The sequence below is a fragment of the Streptomyces sp. NPDC088817 genome (assembly GCF_044750345.1).
Lineage (GTDB): Bacteria > Actinomycetota > Actinomycetes > Streptomycetales > Streptomycetaceae > Streptomyces.
Genome location: NZ_JBIVJN010000020.1, coordinates 19,400 through 36,074, shown reverse-complemented (window position 1 = coordinate 36,074; position 16,675 = coordinate 19,400). Strand labels below are relative to the sequence as shown.

Genomic DNA, 16,675 nt, shown 5'->3' with positions numbered 1-16,675 from the left:
AAACGCGGACGTCCAGGGCCGGGGCGGTGTCCGGGTGCGCCGCCGCGACGGCGCGGTGCCACGCTGGAGGCATGCCGCAGGAGCCGTCTGAACGCCCGGGGGCGCAAGCCGCCGACGAATCCCCCCGAATCCTGGTCGTCGACGACGATCCGACCGTCGCCGAGGTCGTCGCCGGGTATCTGGACCGCGCCGGTTACCTCGTCGACCGCGCCGACGACGGCCCGACGGCCCTTGCCCGGGCCACCGCGCACCGGCCGGACCTGGTCGTGCTCGACCTGATGCTGCCCGGCATGGACGGCCTGGAGGTGTGCCGGCGTATTCGGGGCCACGGCCCCGTGCCGGTCATCATGCTCACGGCCCGCGGTGAGGAGGACGACCGCATCCTGGGCCTGGAGGTCGGCGCCGACGACTACGTCACCAAGCCCTTCAGCCCCCGCGAGCTGGTGCTGCGCGTGGAGTCGGTGCTGCGCCGCAGCAGGCCCGCCGCCGCGGGACACCGACTGGGGTCGGCCGGTCTGACCGTCGACCCGGCGGCCCGCCGGGCCACCAAGAACGGCGCCGAACTCGCGCTCACTCTAAGGGAGTTCGACCTGCTCTCCTTCTTTCTGCGCCATCCGGGACGGGCCTACGGCCGGGAGGACCTGATGCGCGCGGTGTGGGGCTGGGACTTCGGCGACCTGTCGACCGTCACGGTCCATGTACGCCGCCTGCGCGGCAAGGTGGAGGACGACCCGGCCCGGCCCCGCCTGATCCAGACCGTGTGGGGCGTGGGCTATCGCTTCGGCCCCATCGAGGACGAGGATTGACCGTGCGTGACACCCTCCTCATCGCCCTGTACGCCTTCGCCGGTGCCGCCGCCACGGGCGTGGCCGGAGCGGGCGTACTGCGCCTGATCCGGCGCCGCTCGCTGACCGCCTCGCTCGCTGTGGTCGCGACGGTCGGGGTCGTCGCGATGCTCGCGGGCACGCTCGCCGTCGCCCGCGCGATGTTCCTGTCGCCGCACGACCTGACCGTCGTCACGACCGTCGTAGCCATGGCGGCCGTCGTATCCCTGGCCACCGCGCTGCTGCTGGGCCGGTGGGTCGTCGCCCGCAGCCGCGAACTCGCGGTGGCCGCACGCTCCTTCGGCGACGGCGGCGACTTCGCCGCGCCCCGGGGCCCGGCCACCGCCGAACTGGACGAACTGAGCCGCGAACTGGTCGCCACCAGCGCCAGACTCGCCGAATCCCGGGAGCGGGAACGCGCGCTGGAGACTTCCCGGCGCGAACTCGTCGCCTGGATCTCCCACGACCTGCGTACGCCGCTGGCCGGCCTGCGCGCCATGTCGGAGGCTCTGGAGGACGGCGTCGCCGCCGACCCCGACCGCTACCTGCGGCAGATGCGCACCGAGGTCGACCGCCTCAACGACATGGTCGGCGACCTCTTCCAGCTCTCCCGCATCCACGCCGGCACCCTGCCCCTGGCTCCCACTCGTATCTCCCTGTACGACCTGGTCGGTGACGCGCTGGCGGGAGCCGACCCGCTCGCCCGGGAGCACGGGGTGCGGCTGGTGGGTGACGGCATCGAGCCGGTACCGGTGGAGGTGGACGGCAAGGAGATGAGCCGGGTGCTGGGCAACCTGCTGGTCAACGCCATCCGCCGGACGCCCGCCGACGGCACTGTCGCGGTCGCCGCGGAGCGTTCTCCCGAGGGCGTGGTGCTGTCGGTGACGGACGGCTGCGGCGGCATCCCCGAGGAGGACCTGCCGCGCGTCTTCGACACCGGCTGGCGCGGCACGCACGCCCGGACGCCCCCGGCCGGCGCGGGCCTTGGCCTCACCATCGTCCGGGGGATCGTGGAGGCGCACCAGGGCCGGGCCACCGTGCGCAACATTCCCGGCGGTTGCCGCTTCGAGGTGGTGCTGCCCGCCGCCGCTTCCTGACCGCGCGCCTACGTTCCCCGCATTCCGGCCCGCGCGAACTCCGTCATGCCTTCCTCGAAACCGACTTCCGGCTTCCATCCCAGCCCGGCCCGCAGCCGCGACGAGTCCGCGGTGATGTGCCGTACGTCCCCGAGCCGGTACTCGCCGGTGACGACCGGCTCGGGACCGCCGTACGCGGCGGCCAGCGCCCGTGCCATCGCGCCGACGGTGTGCGGTTCGCCGCTGCCGGTGTTGTACGCCGTGAGCGCACCCCGGGCGGCTCCCGCCTCCAGCGCCAGCGCGTTGGCCGCCGCCACGTCCCGCACGTGCACGAAGTCCCTCAACTGCCGCCCGTCCTCGAACACGCGCGGTGACTCGCCCCGGGCGAGGGCCGAGCGGAAGAAGGAGGCGACGCCGGCGTACGGGGTGTCGCGGGGCATTCCGGGCCCGTACACGTTGTGGTAGCGCAGCGACACCGCCGACCCGCCGGTGCAGCGTGCCCAGGCGGCGGCCAGGTGCTCCTGGGCGAGTTTGGTCGCCGCGTACACGTTCCGGGGATCGGTAGGGGCGTCCTCGCCCACGAGGCCGGGCAGTAGGCCGTCCCCGCACACGGGGCAGACGGGCTCGAACCGGCCGGCGTCGAGGTCGGGGACGGCACGCGGCCCGGGCCCTACGACCCCGTGCCGCGGGCACTCGTACCTCCCTTCCCCGTAGACCACCATCGACCCGGCCAGCACGAGGCGCCCGACGCCGGCCTCCTCCATGGCGGCGAGCAGCACGGCGGTGCCGAGGTCGTTGCGTGAGACGTACTCCGCCGCGTCGGCGACCCCGTTGCCGAGCCCGACCATCGCGGCCTGGTGACACACGGCGTCCACACCGGACAGGGCGCCGGCGACGGCTGCCGGGTCCCGCACGTCGGCGCCGGGATCCCTCCGCACGTCGAACACGAGCGGCTCGTGTCCGCGCTCCCGGAGCGCGGCGACGACATGGGACCCGATGAACCCGGCACCGCCGGTGACCAGTACACGCATACGGCCACGCTAGGCCCGCACCGCCCCGCATCACGGGTCCGCACCCGCACGTCATCACTCCGTAAGGCATGCACAGAAGTGCTTCATCCCCGTCCCGGCCGACACCGTGACCCGCATCCTCGCCGGTGTCGCGTACGGCACTTCACTGCCCGTCGGTCACCCCGCGGCCGTCTCCACCGACGGTGCCTGGCGTCTCGCGATCGCCACCGGGACCTGGAGCAAGCCGGAACCGGCTTACATCGGCGCCCTCGCACGGCGGCGGGCCCGGCAGCGCAGGATCGGTGAACTGACCGAGCGCATCGGCGAGATGAATGCCTCCCTCGCCGCGCTCGACGAACAACTGCGCGGCCTCGGCGCTCGCCGCGCCCGACTGGACGCCGACCGCGCGGCCCGACCGGATTACCGGGAACTCGACACCCGTCGGCGTGACTGGGACCGAGCCGAGGAAAAGGTGGCCGCCAGGGACGACGCCGTGCGCGACGCGGCTGCCCATCTGGCCCGGTGCGAGACCGAGGTGGCGGCCGCTCTGCGCACGCTCAGCCGCCGGGCCGCAGAACACGGACTGCCCACCGACCGCGACCGGTTGCATCAACTCTCCACCGACATCGACAGGTTCCGGGACACCGCCGACAGCTGGGTGGACGCCCGTCTCACCGCCACCGCCGCCGGCGACAGGGCCCGCCAGATGGCCGCACAGGCAGACCGCTCGCGCCGAGCCGCCGAGGAGCAGGCCGAGGGCGCCGCCGCCGCCGAAGCGGAGGCGGCGGGACTGAGGGCGCGTCTTGAGGCGGTGGAGGCCACCGTCGGCGAGGACTACCGGCAGATCGTCGCACGCGTTGCCGAGGCGCGCGCCGAACTGCGCCGCTGCCGCGAGCTGGGAGGAGCAGCTGGGCGAGGTGCTCGACTACACCGCCTGGCAGCGCTTCACGGTGCGCCTCGACCGGGCGAACGGAACCGGCTGGCAGCCGCTGACCAAGAAGCTGCACGGCGCACTCTCCGGCGGAGAGAAGGCCATCGCACTGCATCTGCCCCTGTTCGCCGCCGTCGCCGCCCACTACGAGGCCGTGCCCATGGCGCCCCGGCCCATCCTGCTCGACGAGGTCTTCGTCGGCGTGGACGCGGTCAACCGCGGACAGGTCTTCGCCCTGCTCACCGCACTCGACCTTGATCTCATGGTCACCTCCGACCACGAGTGGTGCAGCTACCGGGAGTTGCCAGGTATCGCGGTCCACCAGCTCCTCACCGACGGCGACGACGACGCTGTCACCAGCGTCCGCTTCGTCTGGAACGGCGCCGACTGGGAGACGGAATGACCCACCCTGAACCGGCCCCGGGCGAACACACTCTGCGCCGTCCCGAACTCCGCCCGCTCTGGCTCACGGTCCACAGCCGCCTCTCCTCCGGCCGACCGGTCACCCGGGTGCGCCCCGGACCGCTCGACGATGCCCGACGCGAGGCCCTCGCCGACCTCCTCGGCCTTGACCGTCTGCCGGACCCTCGTCCCTCCGACGCTTCGGCTCGGGCTGTCCGCCGCTCGTGTGCACATCCGGCTGGCCCAACAGCGCGGCCATCCACCTTCTGCGCCTCCTCGCGGACCAGGGAGCCATCCTCCGCTGTCACGGCGACTTCGATGGCGAAGGCATCCGCATTACCGCCCATCTCCTGGACAAGACCCCGGCCCGGCCTTGGCGCATGACGGCGGCGGACTACCGTGCCGCGAGCGCCCGCACACCGCACGGACCTGAGCCCGGCCGTCTCACCGAGGCTCCTTGGGATCCTGAGCTGACCCGTGCCATGACCGACCGCGGCACCGCCGTGGTCGAGGAACTGGTGGCTGACGTCCTGTTGGCAGACCTGGCCGAAGAGGTCAGGCGAGGAAGCCGCTTCTGATTTGCTGGTACTCCCTGTTCACGGGTTTTGGGCGGGTAGGGCGACCTGTTTTTGCGGGGTACGGAAGGTGGACGCCGGGAAACCCCGTCCGAGCCGCGGTTCCCAACGGTTCGGGGGCGATTCGCGGGCCGGCGCCACGCGGCCACGGTGCCTTCCTGACGCACGGATGACGCCGGTTCCGAACAGCCGTCAGACGCAGGGAGGCGACGCGGGCGTGGTGGTGGAGTGGGAGGGGGCAGCCACGGACGCGGTGACCGCCGGCACGGCGGTCACGAGGAGGTGGAGCAGTCGTCGCCGACATGTCCGGGGGCGCCCGGGACCCCTTTCCCGGTCACCCGAGGAGAGGGGCGAAATTTCTGACGCTGTTCGGAAATCCGGTGCGCCACGGATGCTGGAGGCGCGGCCGACATGGCGTCGATGCCGTCCGCGAGATCGTTGTACTCCGGCGTCAAGCGGTGTTACACCTGGCCATTTGGCGGTGTGACATGCGCCGTCTCGCGCGTCGGCCCTGCGAAATGTTTCGGCGTCGGCAGCGACACATGTGAGAGGTATTGACGCTGTTCATCGGTTCCCTATGATTCAGGATGCTCGACACTTCGACCCTTGTTCGATATCGCGAACGAACGCACCCTGAGTCGCTCCATCGCACGGCAGGGAATCTCCGGGCCGCCTCCCTGAACGCCGAGCCGCAAGGAGTGGTGCCGCGTGTGTACCTGTCATGTTCTTGTCAATCTGCGCCGGCCTCCGACGAGGCCGGCCGGAACCGCCACTCAAGGTTGAGGAAGTCCCCATGCGCAGAAGAGGTTTCACCCGCAGGCATCCGTCCGCGGTGCTCGTGGCCGCGGTCGCGGCCCTGGCCGCGTTGGCGGCGATGCTCGTCGCCACCACCCCGGCTCAGGCGGCCACCAGTGGCGCCTTGCGCGGTGTCGGTTCGAACCGGTGTCTCGATGTGCCGGGTGCCGGCCAGGCCAACGGAACATACCTGCAGATCTACGACTGCTGGGGTGGGACCAACCAGCAGTGGACGTTGACGGACGGCAACCAGCTCACCGTGTACGGCGACAAGTGCCTGGATGTTCCGGGCCACGCCACCGCGGCCGGTACCCCGGTGCAGATCTGGTCCTGTTCCGGCGGTGCGAACCAGCAGTGGCGGGTGAACTCCGATGGCACGGTCGTCGGAGCGGAGTCCGGGCTGTGCCTGGAGGCCAGGGGGGCCGGTACGGCCAACGGTACGGCGGCGCAGATCTGGACGTGCAATGGCGGCAGCAACCAGAAGTGGACCGGCCTGTCCGGGGCGCCCCCGACAGACGGCACGTGTTCCCTTCCGTCGACGTACCGGTGGACGTCGACGGGCGTGCTGGCTCAGCCGGCGAACGGGTGGGCCGCGGTGAAGGACTTCACCACCGTGACGTACAACGGCAAGCACCTGGTCTACGCGTCGAACGTGTCGGGGTCGTCGTACGGCTCGATGATGTTCAGCCCCTTCACGAACTGGTCGGACATGGCGTCGGCGGGTCAGACCGGGATGAGCCAGGCTGCGGTGGCGCCCACGCTGTTCTACTTCGCGCCCAAGAACATCTGGGTACTGGCGTACCAGTGGGGCGCGTGGCCCTTCATCTACCGCACGTCGAGCGACCCCACCAACCCCAACGGCTGGTCCTCTCCGCAGCCGCTGTTCACCGGGAGCATCTCCGGCTCCGACACCGGCCCGATCGACCAGACGCTGATCGCCGACGGTCAGAACATGTACCTGTTCTTCGCAGGTGACAACGGCAAGGTCTACCGCGCGAGCATGCCGATCGGGAACTTCCCGGGCAACTTCGGATCGTCCTACACGACGATCATGAGCGACACGAAGGCCAATCTCTTCGAGGGCGTACAGGTCTACAAGGTTCAGGGCCAGAACCAGTACCTGATGATCGTCGAGGCGATGGGCGCGAACGGGCGTTACTTCCGCTCCTTCACGGCCTCCAGCCTGAGCGGCTCGTGGGCCCCGCAGGCCACCAGTGAGAGCACCCCCTTCGCGGGCAAGGCCAACAGCGGCGCCACCTGGACCAACGACATCAGCCACGGTGACCTGGTCCGCAACAACCCCGACCAGACCATGACCATCGACCCCTGCAACCTGCAGTTCCTCTACCAGGGCAAGTCCCCCACCGCGGGCGGCGACTACAACCAACTGCCCTGGCGGCCGGGTGTCCTCACCCTGCAGCGCTGACGTTCCCGGTTCACGGCGTCGGCGGTTCCACCCGCTGACCGACACTCACCGCATCGAGGAACCCCAGTCGTGCGGCGGCCGGGGTTCCTCTCACCTTGACGACCGCCGGAACGCCTCTTCCGTGATGGTCGCCGCCGGCGTCCGCGGTGGCTCGGTGGTCGTCGGCTGCCGGCAGCACCTCCGGCCATGACGGGTTGGCGAGCGGGGTTGCGGCGATGCCTCAGGGCTGAGTCGCGGGGCTGGACCGTCGCTCGAGTCAGGTAGGGGCTGACTGCGAGCCACCGGGTGCGCCGGCTCGTACGGGGGGCGTGGCGGCACAGGGCCATGGCAGGGTCGAGGGAAGACGACAACGCCCTTGCCGTCCGGGGAAGGATGGGTGGCCTGGACCCGGCCCTGACCGCGGTAGAACGACATCGCCCGGGACGCCTGGACAGAAGTGAGCAACCAGGAGCGCTCCTCAGGGGCGTCTTCGGCGACCGCTTCCAGGAGTGCGGACGGGTCGATGGAAACGTCCAGCGGGGCGGGTTCGGTGCCGGCCCGGACGAGGAGATCACCGACCGCGGCGATCATCGCGCCATTGTCCGTGCACAGCCGGAGCGGCGGCACGCACAGCTCGATGCCGGCCGCGCGGCAGCGGAAGGGCGCAGGTCAGTTGCTTCTGGCCATGACGCCGCCGTCGGTGTCCCGGACGGCGCCGGTCTCATCCGGATGTTCCGATCACATCCTCCTCCGCGACTGGCCCGTACTGGCTTTCAGCGACCGGCCGCCAGAAGACTTCTTTGAGGATGTCCACCTCGCACTCCTGCCCGGTGGCTGGGTCGGACACTGTGAAGCGGGCGGACAAGGGTGCGGTCTCCAGCGCCTGCGCGCTCCAGCCGCGGGCTTCCAGGCCCGCGCGTACGGCATACCCGCCGGTGAGGTCCAGGGCACAGGGGGAGCCGAGCGCGATGACATCCGCCAGGAGTCGCGTGTGCGACTCCGGCATGTTTGTCACGCCGCTGCCCGGGTGCGGGAGGCGAGCTGAGGGAAGGCGTCTTCTCGTACGGCGCGAACGGTGCGGCCGACGAGGGTGCGCGGCACCGGCCACAACTGGAGCAGCAGGTCCCGGTTGAGGTAGCGGGGCAGATCGTCGCGCAGGCCCTCGTGCAGGACAGTTCGGTACAGGCCCATGCGCCGGCGAGGCTTGCCCATGTCGTACGACGTCATCCCCGACCAGGCCATGCGCAGCAGCGCCGGCCTCGACCGCGCCCCGGGTCCGGCGAGTCTTCTCATCCGCCGACAGCGGGCTTGACCTTGACATGGTGGCAAGGTGTCCCCTGGGCGCAGGAGGTGGTTTCGATCGAAGCGACAAACGGAACCCCGCAGAACGCCCGCGTGGTCGACGCTCTGAGCGCCGCGGACTCGTCGGTCCGGCTTCAGGCGGTTTTGGCGGTCGGCTCGAAGCCCGACCCCGGCTTCCTGGAGACGCTCGTCGAACGGTGTGCGGTCGAGCCGGACTTCTTCGTGCGGGACATGCTGACCTGGGCGTTGACCCGCCTCCCGCCGGAGATCACCCTGCCGCGGATTCGACAGGAACTCGACTCCGGGCGCACCCGGGCCCGCAGCCAGGCGTTGCACACGCTCTCCAAGATCGGCGACAAGAGCGCCTGGGCCTGGATCACGCGCGAGATGCTGCGTGACGTCGACGACGAGGTCGCACGGACCGCGTGGCGCGTCGCGGTCGTCCTCGTGCCCGAGGACGAGAAGAGGGACCTGGCCGACGAACTGGTCACACAGCTCGGTCGCGGCGACCGCACTGTGCGGCTGAGTCTGAGCCGGGCCCTCGTCGACCTCGGCGACGTGGCAGAGCCTGCCCTGGAGAAGGCCGCGGCGAGCTCCGACCCGGCGGTGGCCGCGCACGCCAGTGCCACCGGGCTGCTCCGGCGGAACCCGGAGACCGGTTTCGACGCGGCCGTCGACGAGGCGAGGCGATTCGTGAGCCTCGGCCCGGAACGAGCCGCTGCCGTGGAGAGCGCGGAATGCTGATCGGTGATGTGGCCCGTCGCTCGGGGGTGAGCCCCCGGATGCTCCGGCACTACGACGCCCTCGGGCTGGTGCGACCGACGGGCCGCACCGTCGGCGGCTACCGCGAGTACTCCGCCGAGGACGTCCGCAGGATCTTCCACGTGGAGAGCCTGCGGTCCCTCGGGCTCTCGCTCAAGCAGATCGGGAGCGCGCTGGAGGACCCCGCCTTCACGCCGTCCGCCCTGGTCAGCGACCTCATCCGGTGGACGGAGGAGCGCTTGGAGCGGGAACAGGAGCTGTTGCGGCGGCTCCGCGCCGTCGACGCGTCGGCGCCCACGGACTGGCAGGACGTCCTGCGCATCGTCGAACTCATGCAGGGGCTCAACTCGGCCAGTGCCGCGCGCAGGCAGCAGGCCGTCCTGACCCGCCCGGAGGGCGTTTCGGTCCCCGCCGAGCTGCTGGCCGGGGCGGTCCTGACCGAATCCGACCCCAACGTCGCGGGCGCCCTGCGCTGGGCACTCGCCCGCTCGGGCGGCGACGGCGTGGCGGCTCTGGCCGCCGGCGTGCACTCGGAGGACGTCGACATCCGGCGACGCGCGGTGCTGGCCATCGCCGAGATGGCCGAGGCCCCGGGAGCGGCCGCGGTGCTCGCGGACGTGCTCGGGGACCCGGACGCGCGGGTGCGCGGGCGTGCCGCTCTGGCGCTGGGCAGGCGCGGCGTGACCGGGGCCGTGCCGGCACTCGTCCGCATGGTGGTCGAGGGTTCCCACGACGTCGAGGCGGCGGAGGTACTGGGAACGCTGTCCCAGGACCCCGGGTGCGCGGACCGGATCATGACCGCAATGGTCGACGAACTCGCCGCGCCGACCGCCGACTCCGCGACGCGGATACGTCTGACCCAGGCGCTCGTCGAGCTGTCGGGGACCTCCGCACAGGAGGTCCTTCGCCAACTGGCCCAGGACGACGACCGCACTGTCGCCCTCGTTGCCTCGGCCTTCGTCACGGTGGTCGACCAGCGGTCTCCCGAAGACCGAGGCGACGGGGATTCCTGAAGAATGGCGGCGTGTACATCGAACTTCTGTACTTCGCCGGCTGCCCGAACTGGACCGTCGCCCAGGCGCACCTCACCGAGGCACTCGCCGCCGCAGGCCTCTCCGACCTGGGCGTGACACTCCGCGCCGTCGAAACGGATGAGGAAGCCCAGGCACTGCACTTCCCCGGCTCTCCCACGGTTCGCATCGACGGCCAGGATCCGTTCCCCGCCGCCGCTGAGACATACGGCCTGACCTGCCGCGTCTACTCGACGCCGGGCGGCCTCGCAGGCGCGCCCAGCGTCGAACAGCTCGTCCAGGCCCTCACCCGGCCTTTTTCCTCTGAGCAGGCTTCGCCAGCTCCGCGTTGAACTGGGCACCGACCAGAAGGGCCAGGTTGGCCAGCCACAGCCAGACCAGGAAGACCACGACGCCCGCCAGTGAGCCGTAAAGGCGGTGATAGGTGCTGGCGTGGGAGGTGTAGACGCCGAATCCGAGCGACACGACCAGCAGGAGCCCCACCGCCAAGGTGCCGCCGGGGGCCATCTTCCGTACGGGGCGGGAAGGCGCGGGGCCCGAACGGTACAGCACGAGCACCAGGGCGACGGCGACCGCGGCCAGGACCGGCCACCGCAGCGCACCCCAGACGGCCTGCGGCCCGGTACCCAGGTCCAGCGCCCGGCTCAGACGCCGGGTCAGGTTGCCGGTGAGGAACAACGCCAGGATGGTCGTGAGAAGCAGCGAGATCAGGACGAGCGCCGTGGCGATGATCCGCGGAGCGGTGCGCCAGACCGGCCGATGCGCGCTGACGCCATGCATGGCGTGCAGCGCCCGGCGGAAGACGCTCAGATAGCTGGATCCCGACCACAGGGCTCCCGCTCCGCCGACAAAGATCAGCGTCCATGCCGTCGACGACTGCTCGGCCATCTGCCGCAGGGTGCTGCGCAGCAGAGCGCGGGACGCCACCGGGGCGGCCTGCGAGACGCGGTCGATGACCTCCGGTCTGGCCGTCGGAATGGTCAGTCCCACGATCGAGAGGATCACCAGCAGCACCGGAAACAGTGCCAGGACCGCGTAGTACGTCAAAGCGGCGGCCCAGTCCGTGACGTCGTCGTTCCAGACCGCCACCGGCGTACGGCGCAACGCCGCCGCCCATCGGCCCGCCCGACCGTCTGCATTGGTCATGAGGCGGATGCTCTCATCTCCTGTCCTCGGGCCGCTCGGTGAGTATGTGCCGATGAGATCTGGGAGAGGAAGTGAAAGGGGCCTTTCCGGATCACGTCCGGCAAGGCCCCTTTCAGTTCCCCGATTCCAGGGGTGAGGTCAGTGCTTGAACACGTCCTTGACCTTTTCCTTGGCCTCGCGGGCGTCACCCTTGCTCTTCTTCGCCTGCCCCTCGGCCACCATGCGGTCATTCCCGATGGCGCTTCCCGCGGCTTTCTTGAGCTTGCCCTCGACCTGCTCGGTCTTTGCCCTGGCCTTCTCGCCTGCAGTCATGAAACAGCGCCTCCTCGTCACTTGTGTACCGCTGTGGCGGTAACCCGCTTGTGCCCCGGCTTTCCCTTCATAAACAAGAAACCGTTGCGGCATGCCGGTGGCATTGCGGGGCAGACGGGGGACAGGAGGTTGATAAATATGGTTCCTTTGCTGCTCGTCCTGCTTCTCGCGCTGGTTCTCTTCGGTGTCGGCTTCGCCATCAAGATCCTTTGGTGGGTCGCCATCGCCGTCCTGGTGCTCTGGCTTCTCGGCTTCGTCATGCGCTCCACCACCGCCGGCGGTGGCCGAGGCCGCTGGTACCGATGGTGACCTGACTCGCATGACGCGTCCGCTTCGCGGGGCCGGCCGATGTGACGGCCGGGCCCCGCGTATTTGTGCGTGGCGCGGCACCGCTGAGTCGCAGGTGCCGTGACGGCTCAAAGAAAGCGGCGGAGCGGTGCCACCGCCAATTCTCCGGCGCGTTGCAGCATTGCCCGTCGTCTCCATCGAGTGAGGTCGATGTCCACGCTGTGCGTCAGGTCGGCTTCGTAGTCGCGGTCGAGTGCCGCGGTGAACGTCTCGTCCAGGACGGCGAGCATGACCTCTTCGTCGTGGTCCATGGACCGACGGTTGAAGTTGGTGGATCCGATGAGGGAGGCGACCGAGTCCACGGTGATGATCTTGGCATGCATCATGGTCGGCTGGTACTGACGGATCCGCACACCGGCCCGCAGCAGACGCGTGTAGTGGTGCTGACCAGCCAGTTGACAGGCACGCTGGTCGGTGTGGGGGCCGGGCAGCAGGATCTCGACCCGCACGCCGCGACGGGCGGTTTCGCACAGCAGGTCGATGAAATAGGTGTCGGGAGCGAAGTAAGCGGTGGCCAGCCGAAATCGTTCCTCGGCGGAAGTCAGCATGACGCGGACCAGGGTCTGCATGTCCTGCCAGCCGATGCTCGCGGAGCCGCGGACGACCTGTACCACCGACGAGCCGGCCTGCGCGTGTTCCGTGAAGCGGTCGCGGTCGTCGAACAGTTCGTCGTGGCACTCCGCCCAGTTCTGTGCGAACGCCGCCGCGATGCCGTCCACCGCCGGACCGCGCACCTGGACGTGGGTGTCGCGCCACTCGGCGGGGTTGCGCGCGTTGCCGCACCACTCCTCCGCGATGCCGACGCCCCCGGTGAAGGCGGTCCGCTCGTCGACGACGAGGGCCTTTCGATGGCAGCGGTGGTTCTGTTTGAACGGCGACAGCCACACGGGCTTGCGGAACCAGGCCACCTGCACGCCCGCCGCGCTCATGAGGTCGAGCAACCGCCGCTCTATCTCCCTGGCGCCGAAGCCGTCGAGCAGCAGTCGCACGCGCACCCCCGCGCCGGCGCGGTCGGCCAGAGCGACGGCGAAGTCGTGGGCGATCTGACCCCGCCAGTACACGAACGTCATCAGGTCGATGGTGTGCCGAGCCGAACGGATCGCCCCGAGCATCGCGGGAAAGATCTCATCACCGTTGCGCAGAGGCACCAGGTCGTTGCCTTCGGTGGCGGCCACGCCTATCAGCCGCTCCAGGCGGCGGCGCAGTCGCTGCTTGCGCGCTGCTGCGTCAGGCGTGGTGCCGCGAGCAGGGGGTGCCGGTACACCGTCGAGTATCACGCCGCATCCCCCACTGAGACAGAGAGCCGGAACGCCTCGGGCTGCCGGACGAGCCCGGACAAGCGGATGCCCGGTGGCCGCCGCCTTACTCCGGCCGTCCGCACGCGTCGGCCGCCAGCGTCGTGAACGCCGACCAGGCGTCGGGGGACACGGTCAGTGCCTGCCTGTCCGTGTCCTTCGAGTCCCGGATGAGGACGGTGCCGGGGCGCAGGGCGACCTCAACGCAGTTGCCGCCTCCACCGCCGCTGTAGCTGCTCTTGAACCAGGCAAGTTCGGTGGTGGTCATAGCACTCCTCGCATCTGCTTCAGCAGGCTCGCGGTGGCCTGATGGCTCAGTGCCTGTGAGCGCATCTTGCCATAGCGCTGAAGCATGGCGCTTGCGGCTTTTGTGTCGGTGACGAGCATGCTGCAGTCGTGGGCCTCCACGTAGCCGACCCATCGCCTCTCGGCTGTCTCAGCGAGATAGAGGGGGCCTTCGAAGCCCGCGTGATCCTCTTGGACCAGAGGCATGACCTGGATCTCCACGTTGCGGAGACGGCCCACGTCAAGCAGGTTGTCGAGCAGCGCCCGTGTGACGTCGACACCGGCCAAGCAGCGTTCGAGCAGAGCCTGCTCGATGATGAAGCTGAACGTGCTGTTCGGCCGCTCCCTCAAGAGGCGCTGGCGTTCGAGCCGGGCCGTGACCTGGTGCTCGAACTGCTCCTCGGACAGCGGCGGCAGGCGCCGGTCGAAGAGGGCGCGAATGTACGGCTCGGGCTGAAGCAGGCCCGGGATGACAGTGCACTCGTACGCGAAAAGCGAGTTCGCGTCCTCCTCGACCCCCGCCCACTGCCGGAACCACGACGCCAGACCCGCCTTCCGTGTCAGGCTCTTCGCCGCGGCCTCCAGTACGCGGGCCGCGACCGTGCCCAGGACCTCGTCCGACCGCTTCAGCAGTTCCTTCGGCGGGAATCGCTTGCCCTGCTCGATCTTGGCGATGTACGCGGGTGAGTAGCGCACCAGCGGGGCGAACTGCTCCTGGGTCAGGGCTGCTTCCTCCCGCAGGGCCTTGAGGACCGCGCCGAAGGTCTTCAGGCTGTCGGAGAGTTCCGGCTCGCAACTCCCGCCCGCTCCGCCACCGTTGTCCGTCGTCATCGCAGCCGCCTTCCCCTGTGCCACCGGGCCGTGCCCGTGCCGTACCGTTCGTCGTCCGGGCTGCGCCACGCCAGACCGATCCATGCTCACGCACGGCGACCGACCCAGTCCAGTGCGTGAACCAGTACAACGTGATCTGTATCGGCGGCGGACCTGCCGACGGGCCGTCGACCGGCAGCACGCTGGCCCACATGCCAGCCCTGAACCACGAATCCACCACCCCCACACGCACGTTCGCGCAGCGTTTCTCCGCGACCAGGCGCGGTGCCCGCCTGGCCCGGCTGCTCGCCGGGCATCAGCTCACCGAGTGGGGGCATCCCCGCGGGACAGAGGCGCATGACACCGTCGTGCTCGTCGTCGCCGAGCTCGCGGCGAACGCCGTTCTCCACGGCCGTGTCCCTGGGCGGGACTTCGCGCTCGTCCTGTCCTTCGAGGAGGGCCGGGACGTCGTCCGGGTCGAGGTGACCGACACCCACCCCGACCGGCCGGCGCGCAGGGCTCCGGGGCCGGACGAGGACGGGGGCCGTGGCCTGGTACTCGTCGACGCGCTCGCCGCCGACTGGGGCGTACGCGACCGCCTCGGCCCCGGCAAGACGGTCTGGGCCGAGTGCGCGCTCTGAGGAGGGTTCAGTTCCCCAGGGACGACAGCGCGGCCGCGACCCGTTCGGCCGCCTCCGGCGGGGTCGAGGCGTGCGGGGAGAGCCGGAGGGAGTCGGCGCGCACGGTCGGGGTGACGCCCTCGGCGTGCAGCGCCTTGGCGACGAGGGACGGATCGTGGTCCGGCACGGTGAAGGAGAGGATGCCCGCGCGCCGCGCCGGGTCGGCGGGGGAGAGGACACGGCCGCCGTACGACTCGACGGCCTCGGTGAGTTCGGCGATCCGTACGGCGATCGCGGCTTCGATCGCGTCGACGGTGTGCCGCTCGACGAGGTCCAGCGCGGCCGCGAACGCGGCGGCCGTCACCGGGCTCAGATTGGTGATCGACCACCGTCGGGCGTCCGGGGCGGGCGGGTGCTCGGCTCCGTCGAAAACGCCGACGTCCTCCACGCCCGTCCAGCCGGTGAGGACCGGTTCAAGGGATTCCAGGGCGCGGTCGGACAGGGTGGCGAAGCCGGTGGACCATCCGGCGCGCAGCCACTTCTGGCCGCCCGCGACCACCACGTCGGCGGCGTCCCAGGGCAGGGCGGCGACACCGAACGCCTGGATGGCGTCCACGATCAGCAGCCGGTCGGGGCCGATCGCCTCGCGCAGCGCCGCCAGGTCGGCGCGGAAGCCGGTGCGGAAGTCCACGGCGCTGACCGACACGGCCACGACGTCGTCGCTCAGCGCGGCGTGGACCAGTTCGGGGGTGACTCCGGAACCGGGCGCGGGGTCGAGCCAGTGGGGCACGGCCCGGCCCAGGTCCGCGCTGCGCCGCCACGGGTAGTGGTTGGCCGGGAAGTCGGTGCGCGGCGCGAGCACCACGCCCTCCCGTACCCCGAGCGCGGCGTGGAACAGGCCGGTCGACGCGTTCGGGAGCAGCACGGTGTGCCGGGCGTCGGTGCCCGCGAGGCGGGCGGCCGTGTCCTGCGCGGTCTGCTCCGCGCGCATCAGCGTGTCCACCGTGGTGTGGTCGGCGCGCGCCGATGCCTCCAGGGCCCGCGCGGTGGCGGTGACGGCGTCCCGGGACGGCGGCCCGAAGCGTGCGAAGTCCAGGTACCCGGCGGGTGTGTCGAAGTGGTCGGCGTACGACGTGAGCACGGGGCTCGTCCCTCCGGGGTGGTGCGGGCGGATCGGGTGGCGCGGCGGGCGGTGGAACGGAGTCCGGTGGCTGCCCGGAGCCCGCCCGCGCATCCTGCCACAGCGCTTCGGACGCTCCAGGTGGTGAGGTGCGGTCGCGCGGGTTCAAACGGCTCGGTGGAGAAGATCACGTCCGCGGCCGCGGTCTTGGCCGGGCGGGCGGCACGCGATACGGTCTGTCCGCTATCGACGACGGCGAGACGGAAGCCGGTGGGAATCCGGCACGGTCGCGCCACTGTATGCGAACGCCCCCGGGCGTGCGTGAGTCAGACCCGTGGCTGTCGTCCTGTGTACCACCGAGATGGGACGCGAACTCCCAGAGGAGGTTCTGCCATGGCGCAGACCGTCGCTCAGCCGACTGCCATCCCCGCACCCGCCCCGCTGCCGCTGAAGGCGATAGCCCCCTGGGCGGTCTTCTTCGGCGTTCTCATGCTGGTCCTGCTGTACTTCGTCGGCGCCGAGCAGGGCGCCACCTCCGTGTTCAGCGGCACGGACGTCCACGAGTGGGTGCACGACGCCCGCCACCTGCTCGGCTTCCCCTGCCACTGAGCCGAGGGACGCCGCAC

At 70.6% G+C, this 16,675-nt stretch carries 20 protein-coding genes, 2 pseudogenes and 1 riboswitch; of the genes and pseudogenes, 11 read left to right on the top strand and 11 right to left on the bottom strand.

Annotated elements, in window-relative coordinates; genetic code table 11:
- Positions 1-71: 71 nt before the first annotated feature.
- Positions 72-806, top strand: coding sequence for a response regulator transcription factor (locus ACIP4X_RS30340; RefSeq protein ID WP_358737117.1), 735 nt, complete (start codon positions 72-74; stop codon positions 804-806).
- Between the two features lie 2 nt (positions 807-808).
- On the top strand, positions 809-1,921 hold the full coding sequence (locus ACIP4X_RS30335; RefSeq protein WP_358737118.1) for a HAMP domain-containing sensor histidine kinase: 1,113 nt from the start codon (positions 809-811) through the stop codon (positions 1,919-1,921).
- Between the two features lie 8 nt (positions 1,922-1,929).
- Here ACIP4X_RS30335 and ACIP4X_RS30330 read toward each other — a convergent pair whose 3' ends face one another.
- Positions 1,930-2,931: an NAD-dependent epimerase/dehydratase family protein gene (locus tag ACIP4X_RS30330; RefSeq protein WP_391457273.1), complete on the bottom strand. Its 1,002-nt coding sequence runs from the start codon at positions 2,929-2,931 to the stop codon at positions 1,930-1,932.
- A 142-nt stretch (positions 2,932-3,073) separates the two neighbouring features.
- Positions 3,074-3,520 (bottom strand): hypothetical protein, encoded by a 447-nt coding sequence (locus ACIP4X_RS30325; protein ID WP_391457271.1) that lies wholly within the window; start codon positions 3,518-3,520, stop codon positions 3,074-3,076.
- Between the two features lie 247 nt (positions 3,521-3,767).
- On the opposite strand from ACIP4X_RS30325, the gene ACIP4X_RS30320 reads away from it, so the two are divergent.
- From ACIP4X_RS30320 to ACIP4X_RS30310, 3 genes are all read left to right on the top strand, one after another.
- Entirely contained in the window at positions 3,768-4,244 is a 477-nt protein-coding gene (locus ACIP4X_RS30320; protein ID WP_391457269.1) for an SbcC/MukB-like Walker B domain-containing protein, read from the top strand.
- Between the two features lie 223 nt (positions 4,245-4,467).
- Positions 4,468-4,821 carry a DUF2399 domain-containing protein gene (locus tag ACIP4X_RS30315; protein WP_358737124.1) on the top strand — a complete coding sequence of 118 codons (354 nt, stop codon included), beginning with the start codon at positions 4,468-4,470 and terminating at the stop codon, positions 4,819-4,821.
- Positions 4,822-5,611: 790 nt separating this feature from the next.
- Positions 5,612-7,039, top strand: a complete 1,428-nt coding sequence (locus tag ACIP4X_RS30310; RefSeq protein ID WP_358737126.1) for a non-reducing end alpha-L-arabinofuranosidase family hydrolase — start codon at positions 5,612-5,614, stop codon at positions 7,037-7,039.
- A 471-nt stretch (positions 7,040-7,510) separates the two neighbouring features.
- Here the strand turns inward: ACIP4X_RS30310 and ACIP4X_RS30305 are convergent.
- The 3 genes and pseudogenes from ACIP4X_RS30305 to ACIP4X_RS30295 form a co-directional block, all read right to left on the bottom strand.
- Positions 7,511-7,675, bottom strand: a pseudogene (locus ACIP4X_RS30305) (tRNA (adenosine(37)-N6)-threonylcarbamoyltransferase complex transferase subunit TsaD); the annotation flags it as partial.
- Between the two features lie 73 nt (positions 7,676-7,748).
- A pseudogene (locus ACIP4X_RS30300) lies at positions 7,749-8,024 on the bottom strand (hypothetical protein); the annotation flags it as partial.
- Positions 8,025-8,029: 5 nt separating this feature from the next.
- A complete protein-coding gene (locus tag ACIP4X_RS30295) occupies positions 8,030-8,311 on the bottom strand; it encodes a transcriptional regulator (protein ID WP_401351432.1) in 282 nt (93 codons plus the stop codon).
- Positions 8,312-8,413: 102 nt separating this feature from the next.
- Between ACIP4X_RS30295 and ACIP4X_RS30290 the strand changes: the two genes are divergently transcribed.
- From ACIP4X_RS30290 to ACIP4X_RS30280, 3 genes are read left to right on the top strand one after another with little or no spacing between them, the layout of a single operon-like run.
- Positions 8,414-9,064, top strand: a complete 651-nt coding sequence (locus ACIP4X_RS30290) for a HEAT repeat domain-containing protein (RefSeq protein WP_401351430.1) — start codon at positions 8,414-8,416, stop codon at positions 9,062-9,064.
- Positions 9,058-10,095, top strand: a complete 1,038-nt coding sequence (locus ACIP4X_RS30285) for a MerR family transcriptional regulator (RefSeq protein ID WP_401351428.1) — start codon at positions 9,058-9,060, stop codon at positions 10,093-10,095. Before ACIP4X_RS30290 ends, ACIP4X_RS30285 begins: the two co-directional genes overlap by 7 nt.
- A gap of 11 nt (positions 10,096-10,106) precedes the next feature.
- Entirely contained in the window at positions 10,107-10,445 is a 339-nt protein-coding gene (locus tag ACIP4X_RS30280; protein WP_358737134.1) for a thioredoxin family protein, read from the top strand.
- Here ACIP4X_RS30280 and ACIP4X_RS30275 read toward each other — a convergent pair.
- Together ACIP4X_RS30275 and ACIP4X_RS30270 are read right to left on the bottom strand one after the other, a co-directional pair.
- Positions 10,399-11,259, bottom strand: a complete 861-nt coding sequence (locus tag ACIP4X_RS30275; RefSeq protein ID WP_391457265.1) for a YhjD/YihY/BrkB family envelope integrity protein — start codon at positions 11,257-11,259, stop codon at positions 10,399-10,401. The genes ACIP4X_RS30280 and ACIP4X_RS30275 overlap by 47 nt on opposite strands.
- A 138-nt stretch (positions 11,260-11,397) precedes the next feature.
- The gene (locus tag ACIP4X_RS30270) at positions 11,398-11,571 is read right to left on the bottom strand and encodes a CsbD family protein (RefSeq protein ID WP_391457263.1); all 174 of its coding nucleotides are present in this window, start codon (positions 11,569-11,571) and stop codon (positions 11,398-11,400) included.
- A 138-nt stretch (positions 11,572-11,709) separates the two neighbouring features.
- Here ACIP4X_RS30270 and ACIP4X_RS30265 point away from each other — a divergent pair, with 138 nt between their 5' ends.
- Positions 11,710-11,880: a hydrophobic protein gene (locus ACIP4X_RS30265; RefSeq protein WP_358737139.1), complete on the top strand. Its 171-nt coding sequence runs from the start codon at positions 11,710-11,712 to the stop codon at positions 11,878-11,880.
- A 107-nt stretch (positions 11,881-11,987) separates the two neighbouring features.
- On the opposite strand, the gene ACIP4X_RS30260 is transcribed toward ACIP4X_RS30265, so the two are convergent.
- From ACIP4X_RS30260 to ACIP4X_RS30250, 3 genes are all read right to left on the bottom strand, one after another.
- Positions 11,988-13,196: a phosphatidylserine/phosphatidylglycerophosphate/cardiolipin synthase family protein gene (locus tag ACIP4X_RS30260; protein ID WP_401351425.1), complete on the bottom strand. Its 1,209-nt coding sequence runs from the start codon at positions 13,194-13,196 to the stop codon at positions 11,988-11,990.
- 85 nt (positions 13,197-13,281) lie between these two features.
- The gene (locus tag ACIP4X_RS30255) at positions 13,282-13,482 is read right to left on the bottom strand and encodes a DUF397 domain-containing protein (protein WP_358734968.1); all 201 of its coding nucleotides are present in this window, start codon (positions 13,480-13,482) and stop codon (positions 13,282-13,284) included.
- Entirely contained in the window at positions 13,479-14,330 is an 852-nt protein-coding gene (locus ACIP4X_RS30250; protein ID WP_358734970.1) for a helix-turn-helix transcriptional regulator, read from the bottom strand. Before ACIP4X_RS30250 ends, ACIP4X_RS30255 begins: the two co-directional genes overlap by 4 nt.
- A gap of 191 nt (positions 14,331-14,521) precedes the next feature.
- Between ACIP4X_RS30250 and ACIP4X_RS30245 the strand changes: the two genes are divergently transcribed.
- Positions 14,522-14,950, top strand: coding sequence for an ATP-binding protein (locus ACIP4X_RS30245; protein ID WP_358734971.1), 429 nt, complete (start codon positions 14,522-14,524; stop codon positions 14,948-14,950).
- Between the two features lie 7 nt (positions 14,951-14,957).
- On the opposite strand, the gene ACIP4X_RS30240 is transcribed toward ACIP4X_RS30245, so the two are convergent.
- Positions 14,958-16,070, bottom strand: coding sequence for an aminotransferase class V-fold PLP-dependent enzyme (locus tag ACIP4X_RS30240; protein ID WP_401351422.1), 1,113 nt, complete (start codon positions 16,068-16,070; stop codon positions 14,958-14,960).
- A 195-nt stretch (positions 16,071-16,265) separates the two neighbouring features.
- Positions 16,266-16,406, top strand: a riboswitch (cobalamin riboswitch).
- A gap of 36 nt (positions 16,407-16,442) precedes the next feature.
- On the opposite strand from ACIP4X_RS30240, the gene ACIP4X_RS30235 reads away from it, so the two are divergent.
- Positions 16,443-16,658, top strand: coding sequence for a CbtB-domain containing protein (locus tag ACIP4X_RS30235; RefSeq protein WP_358734975.1), 216 nt, complete (start codon positions 16,443-16,445; stop codon positions 16,656-16,658).
- Positions 16,659-16,675: the final 17 nt, after the last annotated feature.